The 16,438-nt window shown below is 68.2% G+C and carries 11 protein-coding genes; 8 read left to right on the forward strand and 3 right to left on the reverse strand.

Going from position 1 to position 16,438, the window contains the following annotated elements; translation table 11 throughout:
• Position 1 precedes the first annotated feature (1 nt).
• The 8 genes from E3O06_RS08940 to E3O06_RS17545 all read left to right on the forward strand — a co-directional run bounded on the left by E3O06_RS08940 (position 2) and on the right by E3O06_RS17545 (position 13,176).
• A complete protein-coding gene (locus E3O06_RS08940; protein WP_134502887.1) occupies positions 2-1,429 on the forward strand; it encodes an O-antigen ligase family protein in 1,428 nt (475 codons plus the stop codon).
• Between the two features lie 112 nt (positions 1,430-1,541).
• Entirely contained in the window at positions 1,542-2,531 is a 990-nt protein-coding gene (locus E3O06_RS08945) for a glycosyltransferase family protein (RefSeq protein WP_198415799.1), read from the forward strand.
• Positions 2,528-5,446 carry an oligosaccharide flippase family protein gene (locus E3O06_RS17530; protein ID WP_166788151.1) on the forward strand — a complete coding sequence of 973 codons (2,919 nt, stop codon included), beginning with the start codon at positions 2,528-2,530 and terminating at the stop codon, positions 5,444-5,446. The genes E3O06_RS08945 and E3O06_RS17530 overlap by 4 nt, the downstream gene beginning before the upstream one ends.
• Positions 5,443-6,660 carry a glycosyltransferase gene (locus E3O06_RS08955; RefSeq protein ID WP_134502891.1) on the forward strand — a complete coding sequence of 406 codons (1,218 nt, stop codon included), beginning with the start codon at positions 5,443-5,445 and terminating at the stop codon, positions 6,658-6,660. Before E3O06_RS17530 ends, E3O06_RS08955 begins: the two co-directional genes overlap by 4 nt.
• On the forward strand, positions 6,657-7,706 hold the full coding sequence (locus tag E3O06_RS17535) for a polysaccharide pyruvyl transferase family protein (protein WP_166788152.1): 1,050 nt from the start codon (positions 6,657-6,659) through the stop codon (positions 7,704-7,706). The genes E3O06_RS08955 and E3O06_RS17535 overlap by 4 nt, the downstream gene beginning before the upstream one ends.
• The gene (locus E3O06_RS17540) at positions 7,703-8,692 is read left to right on the forward strand and encodes a glycosyltransferase family 2 protein (RefSeq protein WP_166788153.1); all 990 of its coding nucleotides are present in this window, start codon (positions 7,703-7,705) and stop codon (positions 8,690-8,692) included. The genes E3O06_RS17535 and E3O06_RS17540 overlap by 4 nt, the downstream gene beginning before the upstream one ends.
• Before the next feature lie 382 nt (positions 8,693-9,074).
• Positions 9,075-10,634: a right-handed parallel beta-helix repeat-containing protein gene (locus E3O06_RS08965; protein WP_134502893.1), complete on the forward strand. Its 1,560-nt coding sequence runs from the start codon at positions 9,075-9,077 to the stop codon at positions 10,632-10,634.
• Between the two features lie 526 nt (positions 10,635-11,160).
• Entirely contained in the window at positions 11,161-13,176 is a 2,016-nt protein-coding gene (locus E3O06_RS17545; RefSeq protein ID WP_166788154.1) for a right-handed parallel beta-helix repeat-containing protein, read from the forward strand.
• Here the strand turns inward: E3O06_RS17545 and E3O06_RS08980 are convergent.
• From E3O06_RS08980 to E3O06_RS08990, 3 genes are read right to left on the reverse strand one after another with little or no spacing between them, the layout of a single operon-like run.
• On the reverse strand, positions 13,130-14,341 hold the full coding sequence (locus tag E3O06_RS08980) for a glycosyltransferase family 4 protein (protein WP_134502895.1): 1,212 nt from the start codon (positions 14,339-14,341) through the stop codon (positions 13,130-13,132). The two genes, E3O06_RS17545 and E3O06_RS08980, sit on opposite strands and share 47 nt — an antisense overlap.
• Complete coding sequence (locus E3O06_RS08985; RefSeq protein WP_134502897.1) at positions 14,338-15,426, reverse strand: polysaccharide pyruvyl transferase family protein; 1,089 nt, start codon at positions 15,424-15,426, stop codon at positions 14,338-14,340. The genes E3O06_RS08980 and E3O06_RS08985 overlap by 4 nt, the downstream gene beginning before the upstream one ends.
• Positions 15,423-16,409: a glycosyltransferase gene (locus E3O06_RS08990; RefSeq protein ID WP_198415800.1), complete on the reverse strand. Its 987-nt coding sequence runs from the start codon at positions 16,407-16,409 to the stop codon at positions 15,423-15,425. The genes E3O06_RS08985 and E3O06_RS08990 overlap by 4 nt, the downstream gene beginning before the upstream one ends.
• Positions 16,410-16,438: the final 29 nt, after the last annotated feature.

Genomic DNA, 16,438 nt, shown 5'->3' on the forward strand with positions numbered 1-16,438 from the left:
GATGTTCGATTTCACCACGCTGCGCCTGCACCGCACGCCGATTATTCTCGTCGCACTCGCTGCCCTGTTCGTGATCGTGGCCAGCCTGGTGCTGCCGCGCTTCGTCGCCGAGGTCGGTGTCATCGTGCTTCCGCTGACCCTCTTGGCTTTCGTCGCCGTGGCAACGCTGTTCCTGGTGCCGACGCACATCCTTCCGGCCGTTGCACTGGCCACCTTTGCGCTGATTCCGGCCCGCGTCCTTCCCCAGGACGGCCCGATCGGCGCCCTCCCGCTGACCACCATGATCATCGTCGTCTGGGCGGTGCGTCGCCTGCTCACCGGCCCAGCCGATCTTCCGGGCCCGGCCGCGCCAGCGCCATTCCGATCAGCCACCCGCTACTTTGCCCTGCTGTTCCTGGTCTGGTCGCTGTTCTCGCTCGTGCGCAGCACCGACGTGCAGGCAAGCCTCGGCTGGATCATCAGCTTCAGCGCCGGGGTACTCCTCCCGCTATCCATCGTCAACGCCAGCCGGGAGGCCTACTGGATTCGGCGCGTCTGGCTCGTGCTCGGAGCGTGGCTCGGAGCATATGCCGTGCTCGAGGGCGCGCTGCGCGCCAATCCGATCTGGGGCACCCTGTTCAGCGTGCTCGGCCTCAGTGATAGCCAGCACTGGTCGGTGTATCGCGCAACCGCATCGTTCGGGCATCCGCTCTTCGCCGGCTTGTTCTTTGCCGTGGCCTGCGCCCTCGCCATCGGGGTGTGGTTGCGGGAGAATTCGAAGCCTGCCCTCCTCGCTGCGGTGTTCAGCGGGCTCGGCCTCGTCGCGACCGTCTCCCGCGGCGCCATCCTCTCAGCGGCGATCGCCATCGCCTTCGCCTACGCGGTGTCGCTCGTGCTGCGCGGCGACAAACGCTGGGGCAAATTCGCCCTGCTCGCAGTATTGATGGTCGTCGCGGTGATCGGACTGTTCCAATTCGACGCCTTCACCGCCCGCAACAACTCGATCGAAGCCGAACTCTCCTCGCAGGCGCGTGACCTCGGCGTCTGGGTGTCGCTCCAGGCCGCGAACCTCACCGGTTGGATCGGGTCGGGCCCGGGCACCTCGGGCATCACCGGGCGCCTGTTCAACGAGGTGACCATCGAGAATTCGCTGCTGCAGCTGCTCATCAGCATCGGCCTGCCCGGAGTCGTGTTGTTCCTGCTCGTGATCGGTTCGGCGGTCGCGCACGCGCTCTCCCGCCGGGCGGTCGGGGCGGCAGCCGCTCTGGTGGCCTACACGGTGTGCATTGCCGGCTTCAACGCGATCGACGCCCTGCGCCCCATGCACCTGCTGCTCGGATGCCTGCTCATTCTGGCGTTGAATCCGACGCAAACGGATGCCGCTCCCCGGCCTGGGCCCCGCCGGGGCCGAGCAACTCTGCGCCCCAAACGGGGGTATGCGCGGCTCTAACGCGCTCGTAGCGCGCACGCTACGCTAAACCGACAGATTCTCAACTTTAGCCGGACTTCACCGGCCCCTGAGGGGTATGGGCGTGATGAATACAGGCACGACACACATCACCGTGTTGCAATCTCTGAGCCCGCCCGACGGCACCACCCGGTACGTCAACCAGGTAGTCGAGGGCGCACCGGATGCGGTGACCATGCGCTTCTTCTCCTGGCGCACCGCGCTGCTCGGTCGCTATGACGTTTTTCACGTGCACTGGCCGGAGCTGCTCATTCGTGCGCCGCGCCCGCTGAAGGCCCGACTGCGCCGCCTGGCGCTGCACGCGCTGCTGCTGCGGGCGCGGCTGCAGCACATTCCCATCGTGCGCACCATGCACAACCTGACCCCGCACGAAGCCGGCCACGGCGCCGAGACCCGGGCCCTCGACGCGCTCGACGCCCGCACGGCCCTCGTCATCCGCCTGAACCCGACCACGCCGGTGGAGCCCGAATGCCGGGCGGTCACCATTCTGCACGGCCACTATCGTGACCGCTTCAGCGCAATGCCGCGGCCCGAGTCCGTGAGCGGGCGCATCCTCTATTTTGGGCTCATTCGCCCGTACAAGGGCGTCGAAACCCTGTTGCGGGTGTTTCGGGCGCTGCCGGGCCCCGACCTGACGTTGCGCGTCGTGGGTCGGCCGTCGAGCGGGCTCGGCGAGACTATCACCGCCGAAGCCGCGCGGGATGCGCGCATCAGCTCGGTGCTGCGCTTCGTCTCCGACGAGGAACTGGTCGTCGAGGTCGGCGGGGCCGAACTGGTCGTTCTGCCCTACCGGGAAATGCACAATTCGGGGGTGCTGCTCGTGACGCTGTCGCTCGATCGGCCGGTGCTCGTACCGTCGACGCCGTCGAACCGAGCCCTGGCCGACGAGGTCGGGCCCGACTGGATCTACCTCTACGACGGCGATCTCACGCCCGAGATTCTGCAGGACACCCTCGAGCGGATGCGCGCGGCCGGCTCCCGGCCGCGCCCGCGGCTCGACGATCGGGATTGGAAGACCCTGGGCCAGCAGAGTTATCGCACCTACCTGCGGGCGCTACAGCTGGCCGGGCGGAGCATCCGTTGACCGCGATTCTGCCGCCCGACGCACCCGAAACGCCCGGAACTCCCGAGAAACCCGCCTCGACGACCGGACTCGGCCGCACGGCAGGCCGCGGCGCGTCGACCACCCTGGTCGGGCAGCTCATTCGCATCGGCGTACAGCTCGGCGGCATCGTCGTGCTCGGCCGGCTGCTCGACCCGAGCGACTACGGCCTGGTCGCGTCGGTCGCCGCCATCATCGGCGTCGGCGAGGTGCTGCGCAATTTCGGGCTGTCATCGGCCGCCATCCAGGTGCGCGACCTGAGCCGGCACCAGAAGGACAACCTGTTCTGGATCAACAGCGTGATCGGGCTCGCGCTCATGTTGCTCGCGGTGCTGTGCAGCCCGCTCATCGCCACCCTGTACGGCGACGACCGGCTCGTGCTGCTCACCCAGGTGCTCGCCGGAACGTTTCTGCTCAACGGGCTCGCCACCCAGTTTCGTGCTGACCTGAACCGCAACTTCCATTTCAAGGCCCTCGCCGGGTCGGAGATCGGCGCCCAGATCGGCGGCCTCGTCATTGGCATCGTGATGGCACTGAATGGTTTCGGCTACTGGGCCCTCGCCGGGCAGCAGATCAGCCAGGGCATCCTGACCCTCCTCATTCTGGTTCCGATCACCCGCTGGTTTCCCGGCTGGTATCACCGTCGAGCGCCCATGCGTCACCTGATCATGTTCGGGTCGAACCTCGCCGGCACCCAGCTGCTCGGCTACGCCAGCCGCAACACCGACACGATCGTGATCGGCGCGACCCTCGGAGCCGGCCCACTCGGCCTGTACAACCGGGCGTTCCAGCTGCTGCTGCTGCCGCTCAACCAGATCAACGGCCCCTCCACCCGGGTAGCCCTGCCGGTACTGGCCCGGTTGCAGGACGACCCGCCCAAGTACGACCGGTTCATTCTGCTCGGGCAGACCATCATGCTGCACGCCGTCACCATCGTGCTCGCCTTCTCCTGTGCCCAGGCCCTCCCCATCATCAGCATCGCGCTCGGCAGCAACTGGCTGGGCTCCGCCCCGATATTTCAGATTCTCGCCATTGCCGGGTTCTTCGAAGCGGCCGCCTATGCGACCTACTGGGTCTTCCTATCGAAGGGAGTCACCAAGCAAAACCTGTATTTCGCCCTGTGCACCCGGCCGCTGCTCGTCGCGTTCGTGCTGCTCGGCTCGTTCTGGGGCGTCTACGGCGTCGCCGCCGGCTACTCGCTCGGCGTCGCCCTGATCTGGCCGATCGGCCTGTGGTGGATCAGCCGGGTCACGAACGCCCCGGCACGCGCCATGTTCCTGGCCGGAGTACGCGCCATTCTCGGCTACGGTTTTGCGACCGGAGCCAGCTGGGCCGCCGTGCAGTGGATCCCTCTGGAGCTGTCGGTCGCGCGCGTCGCACTCGGAGGGGTCGCCCTGCTCGCAGCGATCGGCCTGGTCATGCTGGTCTGGCCGATCTTTCGCCGCGATGTGCGCTCGATCGCCCAGGCCCGCAGCTTTCTGCGCTCCGCCAAATCCCCCAAGCCGGGCACCGGCAGCCCGAACGCCGACCAGCTGGCGCCCGCCCGCACGACCGCCCGCCGCCGCACACCGGGGCGCACCCGGCTGCGCATCATCCGCCGGCTGGACCGGGTGCTGCACGGGCTCGCCGCGGCATCCGCTCTGCCCTACCTGCGCGATCGCGCCGCACTGAAACGAGCGACCGACCGGCTGCGCCCATTCGACGTGCACACCGCACGGTGGCACGTGCTCGTCGCCCCACCCGGCCAGGGCAATATCGGCGACCAGGCCATGGTCGAAGCCTTTCTCGAGAACGTATCGGGCCCGGTACAGGTTCTCGTGCGCCGGCCGGCCGACGTGCGGATTCCGCCGCAGCATGCCTGGCGGGCCCAGCTCGTGCCCATCCCACACCTGGTCTACGGTGCGGGACGGATCCACCGGCAGGCCATGGCCGCGCTGGCCACCGTGCTCGACGGCGCCCTGTCGCTGACCGTGGTCGGCGCCGACATCATGGACGGCGCCTACAGCGTGCGCGCCTCCTCACGGCGAGCGGATGTTGCGAGCCTCGCCCGCAGCGTGGGTGTCGAAGCGCGCATCCTCGGTTTCAGCTGGAACGGCCAGGCCAATACGGGGGTGCGCCGCTCTCTCGCCCGGGCCGGCCGGCTGGGCACCCGACTGCAGCTGCGCGACCCGATCTCGAGCGCCCGCGCCCGCGCCGATCACCTCGCCAACATTGTCGATGTCGCCGATTGCGTGTTCGCGGCCCATACGAGCTCCGCCCTCGCCGCCACGGAATATCTCGGCGCCACGCCGGCACCCTATGCCGTCGTGAATGCCAGCGCACTGGTCGGCCGAGGATTCGACCAGACCACGGAGTACGCCCGCATCGTCACGGCGCTGCTTCAGGCGGGGCTCCGGGTGGTGCTGCTGCCACACGTCGTGCGGTCGAGCGGCGACGACGCGGCCGCCTGCCGGGCCGTGTTCGACCGCCTGGCGGGGGCAGACGGAGTCATTCTGGTGAACCGGCTGCTCGCCCCGGCCGAGGTGCGCGGGCTGTGCGCCGGCGCCGAGATCGTACTGACCGGGCGCATGCACCTCGCCGTGCAGGCCATGTTCCACACGGTACCGGCCGTTGCGCTGTCGACCCAGGGCAAGGTCGCCGGCCTGATGCGGCTCTTCGACACCCAGGAGCTCTGTGTCGAGCCGGGCCTCGGCCTGGCCGAGCGTATGATTCCAGTCGCGCTCGGGGTGCTGGCCGATCGGAAGCGCTATCGCGACCGCCTGGCCGAACGACTGCCCGAGGTTCAGCGCCTGGCCGCCCGCAACTTCGCCGCCCTGCCGAGCGCTACCCCGTCCCGTCCCCCTGGTCAGCACCCGAGCGCCCAGCACCCGACTTCCCACAGACAAGGCCACGCATGACACCCTCCTCGCAGACCCCGCCCGACGACGCGCGCGGGCGGGCCGCGCTCCGCCGCATCCTCTTCGTGATTCCCTCGCTGCACGGTGGCGGGGCAGAATTCGTGGCCCGCACCTGGATGGGCTGGCTCGCCGACCAGGACTACGAGGTGAGCGTCGTGCTCACCGCCGCGGAGGTGAAGCCGGAGTACCTGCCAGACCGGGTGGAGGCCGTCTCTCTCGCTGGCCGGCACGGTCACGTGCAGAAGGCCGCCGCGCTGCGCCGCCGCTTGCTCGACTGGCAGCCCGACGTGGCGATCTCCCTGCAGGCGCACCCGAACCTGGTACTGCTGACCGCGGCCCGACTGGTGCCGGCACGCCTGCGCCCGCGCGTGCTCGTGAGCGAGCGCAACCTGGTGTCGCTCGGACTGCCCGGATCGGATCTGGCCCACCGCGTGAAGATCTGGTTTGCCAAGCGCCTGTATCGGTGGGCTGACCACGTGATCGCCATCTCGCATCCGGTCGCCGCTGAAATGGTCGCCGCCTTCGGGGTGCGCGGCGACCGCGTCACGGTCGTCGCCAACCCTGCAACGGCGAAGCTGCGCGGAACCCCGCGCGGGCAGGGCACGACCACCGCGCACGCGCAGGTTGGTGGCGACGAGGCGGGCGGCGTGGATACGATTGTGGCGCGATCGGAACGCCGCCCCGGATCGGCCAACGGCATTCAGATCGTGTTGGCTTGCCGATTGGTGGCACAGAAGCGTCCGCTGCTCGCGATCGCCGCCGCCGCCGAGCTGGCCCGCCGCGGCGTGCCCGTTGAGGTCGTCTCGTTCGGCGGCGGTCCGCTGCTGGAGGACGTGCAGGCTGCGGCCCGACAGGAGAACGTGGTCTTCCACCACCGCGGCTGGGTCGAGAACTGGTTCGACTACTTCGGCGACAACGCCGTGGCCCTGCTGACGTCGAGTCGCGAGGGCTTCGGCAACGTGCTGGTCGAGGCGGCTGCAGCCGGGTACCCCTCGGTCGCCGTCTCGGGGGCGCTCGGCGTAGCGGATGCGATTGTGCCCGGCATCACGGGCGAGCTCGCGCTGTCCGCACACCCGGTGGACCTTGCCGACGCTATCCTGCGGGCGGCCGAGCTGCCGCTCGACAACATCGAACCGTGGCTGGCGCGTTTCTCGGAGGAGGCGAGCGGCTCCGACCTGGAACGGGTGTTGCTGCGGGTCGTGGAGCGGGCATGAGAATCTTCGCCTCGGCCATGGGCCAGATCGACAACGTCGGCGATACCGTGCTGCGACGGGCATTTCTGGATGCGCTGCGAGGCGCCGGCGAGCTGCAGGTGTTCGTCGGTGCCCGGTCGGATGCCTACCTGAGCGGGCTCGGCCTGCACGACGACGATCGGGTGTACCGCACGAGCGCGGAGTGGCGACGCGAGATTTCGCGGTCGACGCTGCGGGAGGCATCCGTCTATGCCTTCAATGCCGGGGAAATGGAGTTGCAACGCGCCTACGCGCTGCGCTACCTGCGCCTGGCTCCGCACCTCGCGCTCAACCGGCTGCGCGGCGGCCACGCAGTGCACGCCGGATTCGGGGTGCGGCAGAAGACCGGGTGGCGCATACCGGTCGCGGCGACGCTGCGCCTGTGCGATCTCGTGGCCTGGCGCGACGCGTACAGCCGCGCAGCGATGGGGCTCGGTCGGATCGCTCCCGACTGGGCTTTCGCCACCGGGGCAGCGGATGCCGACCTGCTCGCGTCGACGCCCGACCGCCCATTGCTCGCCGTGTCGGTGCGCTACAACGGGCGCCGTCCCGACGAGGTCTGGCTGGGCGCCCTGAGGGGCCTGGCCGATACCCTCGGACTGGAGATCGTGGCCGTGTCGCAGATCGAACGGGACGGCCCGCTCGCCGAGGAACTCGCCGCGTCGCTCGGCGGTACCGCTCTGGTCTGGGATGGCCCAGACCATGCCGAGCAGGAAGTGAAGCTGCGGGGCGTGTACCAGCGGTCGCTGCTCGTGGTGACCGACCGGCTGCACGCCGCCGTGATCGGACTGACCGAGGGCGCGTTGCCGCTCGTGATCGCCGACGCTGGCCCGTCAAAGGCGGCCCGCACCCTCGACGCGGTCGGCATCAAGGGCGCAACGATCGGCTGGTCACTGCCCGACCCCGCGGCACTCGAACGTCGGGCTCGCGACGTCATCAGCCGCCGGGAACCGATTCTGCGTCACGTCGTCGAAGCCCGCGCCTCTCTGCACGAGCTAACCAGCTGCATTCGAAAGCTCACCGCGTGACCCGTTCCCCGGTCGTGAGCGTCATCGTGCCGGCCTACAACGCCGCCGAATTTCTGGGCGGCGCGATCGATCGACTGCTCGACCAGACTCTGGCCGAGATCGAGATCATCGTGGTCGACGACGGTTCAACGGATGCGACGGCCGTGATCGGTGCGCGGGCGGCCGCCGCGCACGCGGGCGTGCACTACTTTCGGCTGGAGCAGAACGGCGGGGTCGCACGCGCCAGGGCCCGCGCGGTAGCGGAGAGTCAGGGCGAGTTCCTGTGGTTCATCGATTGTGACGACGACTGGGCCCCGTCGGCGCTCGAGAAGCTCGTGGCGACGGCGCGGTCGACCGGCGCCGACGTCGTGGTGTGCGGTGCGGAGTACGTCTACCCCGGCCAGCGGCGCCCGCTGGCCGCGCCGCTACTGAACGATCCGATCACCGGGGCAGAAGCATTCAGCCGGCTGCTCGACGGCGAACTCACCGGGCACCTGTGGAACAAGCTTTTCCGACATTCCCTCGCCGACCAGATCGAGTTCACCCCGGCCCGGGTGCACTCCGACCTGGCCATGGTCGCCCAGCTGTTCGCCGCGGCCGATCGGGTGGCATTCATCGACGACGTGCTCTATTCCTATGTCGTGCGCGGTGGGTCCATCATCCGCTCGGGGTCGCGCCGGGCTGAGTCGCTGCTGCTCGTGGAACAGGCGGTCACGGACGCTGCGATCACCCTCGACACCCGCATCATCGGCTCGAACTCCTACGGCTACTTTCGGCTGCGTTACGTGCTGTTGTCCGGGCTGAAGGACGCCCTGACCGGCCCCTACGACGCCGAAGAACGCGCCGAGATCGTCGCTGAGCTGCGCTCCCGCCTGACCTGGCGCCTCGTGCTGCTCGCCGCTAGCCGCCGGGACTGGAAACGCCTGGCCCTGGCCGGTACGGCCAAGCTGAGCGTGCCCCTGCACCGTCGCCTGCTGCGTCTGGCTGCCGAACGTGGTGCCGCCTGAGCTATTAGGAGGACTTTCACAGGAAAGTGAAACGGATTCGACTTTACCCATCGATAGGCTCGAACCCATAGTTCAATCCGAATAGTCCCTGCGCTGTCGGGCATCGAACGCTGAATACGCACCGCACCACGCACCGACCGGGCCCGCATCCGCCCCAAGCACCTGTCAGAACGACACGCTGCTGCAGAACACGCGGGATCACGACACCTGCCCGGCTCGATGAGGTTGACGAACCGACCTCCGGCGACATCCCTGCCGGCACCGGTGCGACCGCTGCATCCGCTCACTCGGACCGTCCCTAGCGATTCGGGCAGGCACAGCATCCGCGCAGCACTGCGCACCCGCTGTTCATTCGCGACCCGACTCTCCGGAGGACTCCACCGTGCCACTTTCTCAGCTGCCATTTTTCCGCACGCTGCCCTTTCGCAAGCCTGATATCCGCACCCCTGCCAGCACAGCGCAGGCCGAACACCGCAAATCTGCCCGCCGCGCCACGATCGCCATAGCCGCCGTCACGGCCGTGACCCTCGCGATCCTCGCCCCCATGATCGCGCCCATCCCGGGCGCGGCGTCTGCGGCTTCGGCGCGTACCGTCATCGACAGTTCCTCGTCGAAGATCAGCTACACCGGCGCCTGGCGCAGCACCCGCCATGCCGCCGACCGCGGCGGATCCGTGCGGTTCCAGTCCAGCGCCGGCAGCGCATCGATGTCGTTTGCAGGAAGCAGCGTCGCCTTCATCACGCGCACCACGAAGAGCTCGGGCAAGAGCACCGTCTCAATCGACGGCAAGGTCGTGGCCACCGTGAACGGCTACTCCGCGACCACCGTGCACAAGAAGACCGCCTTCAGCACGACGAGCCTGTCGAGCGGCACCCACACGATCAAGATCACTCGCACCGGTAAGAGAGACGCTCGCTCGAGCGGCACGAACAGCATCATCGACGCATTCGTCGTCAATGCGGCGACCGGCACCACACCCGCACCAGCCCCGGCACCGGCTCCGGTTCCCGCTTCGTCGCCGTCTGTGCACCGCTACGCCGACTGCCCCGCAGCGTCGACGACGGTGCGCACCGCCGACGAGCTCATGGCCGCCGTCGACCGCGCCGTCCCCGGCACCGTCATCAGGATGGCCCCCGGCACCTACCGCGGCCAGATCAACATGCACGCCAATGGAACCGCCGCCGACCCGATCTGGGTCTGCGGCCCGCGCGACGCCGTGATCAATGTCGGCAGCATCCAGGACAACCACGGCATCCAGATCAAGAACTCCTCCAACCTGGTCATTGCCGGCATGACCGTCACCAACAGCCTCAAGGGCATCAGTGTGATCAGCGGCACGAACGTGACCATCGCCGACACCCGCGTCAACCACATCGGTTACGAGGGTATTCACCTGCGCGGCTTCACCACCGGCAGCACGGTCGTCGGCAACACGATTTCAAACACGGGAGCCCGCGACGCCTCATTCGGTGAGGGCATCTACATCGGCACGTCCGAGAACAATTGGTGCGAGCAGACCCGGTGCGGGCCCGACCGCACCGACGGCACCCTGGTGCTCGGCAATCGAATCAGCCTCACCGGTGCCCAGCCGATCGAGGTCAAGGAAGGCACCTCCGACGGCGTCATTCGCGGCAACGTGATCGACGGAACCAACGCCATGAGCAACGCTCAGGAATGGATCAAGGTCAAGGGCAACGACTGGACGATCGACGGCAACCAGGGAGCCAGCAGCCCCCTGCACGGCTACGCGGTCAACGGGAGTGTCGCCGGCTGGGGCCTGCGCAACACCTTCACCGACAATTCGGGAGCGGTGAACGCCGATGGCTACGCCTTCTTCATCCACGAGAAGGGCAGCAAGGGGTCGAGCAAGACCGACCTGTCGTGCTCCAATTCGGTCACCCGCGCCGCCGAGGGATTCTCCAACATCGCCTGCACCCGCTAGACGCAGAACCTGAACGGCCCCCAGCACGCTGTCACAGCGCGCTGGGGGCCGTGGCCGTCAAAGGGCGCCGCATGCACCCGCGAACGCCTCATGATCACGGCTGACAGAATCTCAAGAGTTCCAAATTGACTCTAGGCACTTTCACAGGAATGACGGATGCGCCGACCGGCGACCACTCGTGGCCGCTCGAAATTCGCACCCCCTGCTCGCGGGGCAGAACCCACAATGGGCAATAGCACTGGTCAGGGCCAAATCCAGAGGTCTTCTCAGTTTCGCCCGACCTGCCAACCGGCAGGGGTACGCGGCCCTCTCGCGCGCGCCCGCGCGAGAAAAGGCCGCGGCATCCGCTTAAATTGTGCCCACAAACCCATTTGCACACGGGTAACGCGCAGCAGCTCAGACGCTAATTGACGAAGTGATCACGGCAGCACAACCGCCGAAAAATCACAAAGATCATGTGCGTTTGCGAAGCCTTCGGGTTCACGGACGTAACCACCCCGTCCCTGAACATCCGGAAGGTCCCACCATGTTGTTCCCCCGCTTCACCCGACGTGCGAGCATCGCGGCCGTTGCCATCGCCGCGCTGGTTCCCCTCACCGCCATCATTCCCGTGGCGACGGCCTCCGCCGCAACGGCGCCCGCCGGCACCTCGGTGATCGACAGCACCTCCGCCCAGATCACGTACGCCGGTACCTGGCGCAGCACCGGCTCGCCCTCCGACCACGGCGGGTCCATTCAGTTCGCTTCGTCAAGCTCAAGCGCCTCTCTCACCTTCACCGGGTCGACCGTGGCCTACGTAGCCCGTACGACCCCCAGCTCGGGCACGAGCACGATCGCCATCGACGGTACGACCGTCGCCACCGTTGACGGCTACTCGGCGACGACGACATACCAGCAGGTGCTGTTCGCCACGTCGAACCTCTCCGGCGGCACGCACACCATCACGGTCAGCCGCACCGGCCAGAAGAATGCCAGCTCGACCGGCACCGGAAGCATCGTCGACGCCTTCGTCACCCTCACGCCGGCCGAGGCCACCGTTCCGGTGCCGACCCCGGTTCCCACGCCCACGCCCACGCCGACGCCGGTTCCGACACCCACGCCGACACCGACACCGGTTCCGACACCCACGCCGACACCGACACCGGTTCCGACACCCACGTCGACGCCCACGCCCACACTCGCCCCGACGACCGTCGGGGCGGCTCCGGTCGGCTCAACCACCTTCGACAGTGAGTCGGCGTCGGTGAAGTATTCCGGCACCTGGCGTACCTCGGGCTCGGCCAATGACTCGGGTGGATCGGTCAAGTTCTCGACCGCCTCGAGCAGCGCCTCGTTCACCTTCCAGGGCACGAGCGTCGCGTTCATCACCCGCCTGACCAGCAGCTCCGGCACAAGCAACGTGGCCATCGACGGCAAGGTGGTCGCCACGGTCAACGGTTACTCAGCCACCACCGCCTACAAGAAGACAGCCTTCAGCACGACGAGCCTGTCGGCCGGCACGCACACCATCACGGTGACCCGCACCGGCCAGAAGGATGCCCGCTCCACCGGCACCAGCAGCATCGTCGACGCCTTCGTCGTGTCGGCCGTGCCGAGCACCGCGCCGAGCCCGGCACCGATCAGCACCCACCGCTACGCCGACTGCCCCGCCGCGACCGTCACCGTGACCACGGCTCGGGAGCTCTTGGCCGCCGTACAGCAGGCCCAGCCCGGAACGGTCATCAAGATGGCGCCCGGCACGTACAACGAGCAGATCAACATGACCGTGAACGGAACCGCTGCCAACCCGATCTGGGTCTGCGGTCCGCGGAACGCCGTCGTCAACCCCGGAAGCATCCAGAACAACCACGGCATCCAGATCTCCAACTCGTCCAACCTTGTCATCGCTGGAATGACCGTCACCAACAGCCTCAAGGGCATCAGCGTGATTCGCAGCAGCAACGTCACCATCGCTGACACGCTCGTCGACAACATCGGCTATGAGGGCATCCACCTGCGTGCCTTCACCACCGACAGCAAGGTCGTCGGTAACACCATCAAGAACACCGGCAAGCGCGACCCGTTCTACGGTGAGGGCATCTACATCGGCACCTCGGAGAACAACTGGTGCGCCCAGACCAGCTGCCAGCCGGACCGCACCGACCGCACGCTGCTCATGGCCAACACCATCAGCCTCACTGGCGCCCAGCCGATCGAGGTCAAGGAAGGCACCTCGGCCGGCATCATCCGCGACAACGTGATCGACGGCGCCGCAGCCATGCCGCGCGCCGAGGAGTGGGTCAAGGTCAAGGGCAACGACTGGAGCATCTACAACAACCAGGGCAAGAACAGCACCGCGCACGGCTTCGCGGTGAACGGGAGTGTCGCCGGCTGGGGCCTGCGCAACTCCTTCTACGGCAACACCGCTCCGGTCGGCGCCGCCGGCTACGGCTTCTTCATTCACGAGCAGGGCAGCAAGGGTGCCAGCGGCACCAAGGTCTACTGCTCGAACACCGTCACGGCTGCAGGCTCGGGTTTCTCAAACCTGGCGTGTGTTTCTTAGCCACGCGATCTAATCGACGGTCGAGCGCAGCAACCCAGCTGCGCTCGACCAGCGGAAAGACAGCGGTCGCCGAATAGGTGCTCTCAAAGGCGGATCTGGCCAGATCCGCCTTTGTGGCGCGCCAGGCGGCATCCGTTATGGCGTGCCGCAGAGCCGCCTCGAGCGAGTCGATGTCGCCGGGTTCCACGATCACCCCCGCACCGTTGGCGAGAACCGCCGGCACACCGCCGACCCGGGTCGCGACCACACAGTTGCTGCGGGCCATCGCTTCGAGAATGAACATGGGCATCGCCTCGTCGCGCGAGGGTAATACCGCGATCGATGACCGTTCGAGCAGCTTCATGAGTGCCTCATGGCTGAGCGCACCCACGAATTCGCCGCGGGTGAGCGGAACCGCCGGCTGGTCCATAATCGGGCCGACGATAACCAGTTTCCAGAGCGGATGCTCGGGCGCGAGTCGCTGCCACGCCGCCACGAGCACGTCGACGCCCTTGCGTGTGCTGACCGCACCGCCGAACACCACGAGCGGCTCGGTCTCGCGGCGCACACCGTCGGCGACCGCGTTCGGCACGAGGATGACCCGCTCCCCCGGCACGAATTCGGCGGCCGCGGCTCGCGACTCGGCCGAGAGGGTGAGCACCACGTCGGCCGCGCGCAGGACGCGCCCGACCAGGCCGGGACGTTTCTGGGCGAAATCGGCGAAGGAGCTGCCGTGCAGCTGGGCCACGGTGGCGAACCCGCGGGCGTGGGCGAGGGCGAGCAGCGCGCCCTCACGGGCGAAGGACCCTCCCTGGGAGAGGTGCGCGATCACGACGGTGCGCCCGGGATCGGCCAGCCGCAGCACCGTCCAGAAAGCGGTTGCCGCCAGCAGGGCCGCCCGCACCCCGGCACTGCCGTCGCGCGAGGAAACCATGCGCAGGTCAAAGTCGGCGAAGGGATGAGCCAGGTAGCCGTTGACGACCTGGCTCATGCCGCCGGCGACCTCGCCGCTGCGCCCGATGTGCACGGCGAGCAGCCGTTCGGCCGGCGTGGACGGGACGGGCGAGACGGAAGACGAGCTGGCAACTGGAGCGGGAGCAGCGGAGGGCTTCATGATGCTCGGCGGCACGATGCTGATCGGTTCGGTGTCGATCGGCTGCGTGTCGCCCGCTTCGGCGAGGCTCACCGCACGCTCTCGGTTGTCAGCACCTGGTCGAGCAGGCGGCGCACGGTCTGCAACTCCTGCTGCGCCTCGGCCAGTCCGGCGAGGATGGCGGTGCGGCGGCCGATCAAGTTCTGCAACCGACCCGCTACCTCATCGGCCGTCATCCCGGCGCTGATAATGCTCACGTCGTGCAAACCGGCGGCGGCGAAGTGTCGGGCGATCTTGTCAGATCTTCCGTCTACCAGCAGCGCCGCCGGCACCGCACCCTCGGTGAGGGCGCCGACGAGCACGTGCAGGCGATCGCTCACGGCGAGCGCCGCCCGCCGGTACAGGGCGCGCAGGCGCTGTTCCTGCTCGTCGTGCCCTGTACCGTTCCAACGCAGGGCCTGGCCCCCGAGGTCGGCGGCGAGCTGGCCGCACTTGTCGTCGTCACGCAGAACCTGGGTCACACACCAGATCTCGAGGCCGTTGTCGGCCGCGACGGCGCGCACCCCGGCGAGCCAGGCGGCGCTCGGGTAGTCGAGGTCGGAGCGCATCGACACGACGAGCACGTCGCGCACCCCATTCGACACGTCACTGACGTTGGCGAAAGCCAGGTCGGGCATGATGCTCCCCTGCCCGAGATACCCGGCCGTCTCCGCATCCCGCCACAACGACACGTTGGACAGAGCGATCGACGGCGCCATCAGGGCACGCGGCAGCGGGGCGAAGTTGCGACTTCCGACCCCGACCCGGGCAACGCGGCCGTGCCGGGCCCGCACGAGGGCGAGCACCGGAAGCATGGCGAGATGCTCTTTCATACCGATCAGGGTGAGTTGGATCTCGCCCGGCTTGAACACGTAGGAGGCCCGGCCGCGCGCGGCACTCGCGAGCGCCGCCGCATACCAGCGGCGAAAGGAGCGGTACTGCACGTCGTCCGGCCCGAGGCCGAGGCCCTCGGCATACCCGTCGGGTGCCTCGCCGACGTATACGTGCAGCGGGCCGCTCGCGCGAAGCCAGTCGAGCAATTGACGGCGCAGCAGAATATCGCCGATATTGTCGTACTGGCCGCGGGCCGGCACGAAGATGTCGCGCAGCATCCGCTGCTTCGCCGCTCGCTTCCTCATCGGTCGCTGGGCAGGGGAATGCGCACCCCGGTGTCGATGGCGCGGCCGCCAGCGAAGCGGATGACATCGGCCGTCAGGTCCGGCGTGTCAACGGCCCGCGCTACGCCGAGGTACTCGGCCAGCTCGGCGATCTGCATCTGGTGGTCGTCGACGTGTTCGGCGCGGTGCTTGCGGCGGGTCACGATCACCGGGAAGATGCCCATCTCGAGCAGCCCCATGAAGGTGCCGACCCCGGCGTGGGTGATCACGACGTCGGCGTTCAGTGCGGCGTCGATGAACTGCGCGGTCGGCATCATCTGGTGCACCTGGCCGGGAAGGTCGGTGCGGTCGGTGGTGAAACCGAGCTGCCAGACGGTGCGCTCATCGGCCAGGCCGCTGGCGAGCACGGCGTCGACGAGGGAATCGAAGCGGTAGCCCTCGATGGTGCCGAGGGTGACGAACAGGCTGGGGCGTTCCGGCGCGGGCCGGATCAGGGGATGGTAGGTGGAGAGCACGCTCGGGTGGGTTCGCCAGCGATTGGTGGCCCACGCTGGATGCTGGGTGCGGACGCTGACCAGGTGGCTGGCGGCGAGCATCCGCCCGCTGAGCGACGGGCCCTCGACGCGGGAAACGCTCTCGATGTACAGGCTCGGCACGCCGCTGATAGCGGCCTGCGGGAGTGCGGCGACGGCGAGGCCGGCGCCGGTACTCACAGCGCCCTCAAAGCTTTCATGCTTGAGCACGCGGCGCACGATGCCGGCCGCCCGCATCATGCCCAGGTAGTCCCGGGGGCGCACGTACGGAACGTGGATGCGCCGTCGGCCGGCCAGCAGCGAGCGGCTCTGCATGGAATCAAAAGTGACCCAGAGCGAGCTCGGTGAGGCGCCGAGGCCCGGCGCCAGCCGCACCAGCTGGGCCAGGTGCCCACCGGTGGAGGCGACGAGCAGAAGCTTCCGCTGCGTGGAGGGCGACGGATCTATCGGGTGAGACGAGTGCACGGACACTGAGGCTCCCTTCGGGTAAAGCCTTGTAG

This window comes from Cryobacterium glaciale (assembly GCF_004402535.1).
Lineage (GTDB): Bacteria > Actinomycetota > Actinomycetes > Actinomycetales > Microbacteriaceae > Cryobacterium > Cryobacterium glaciale.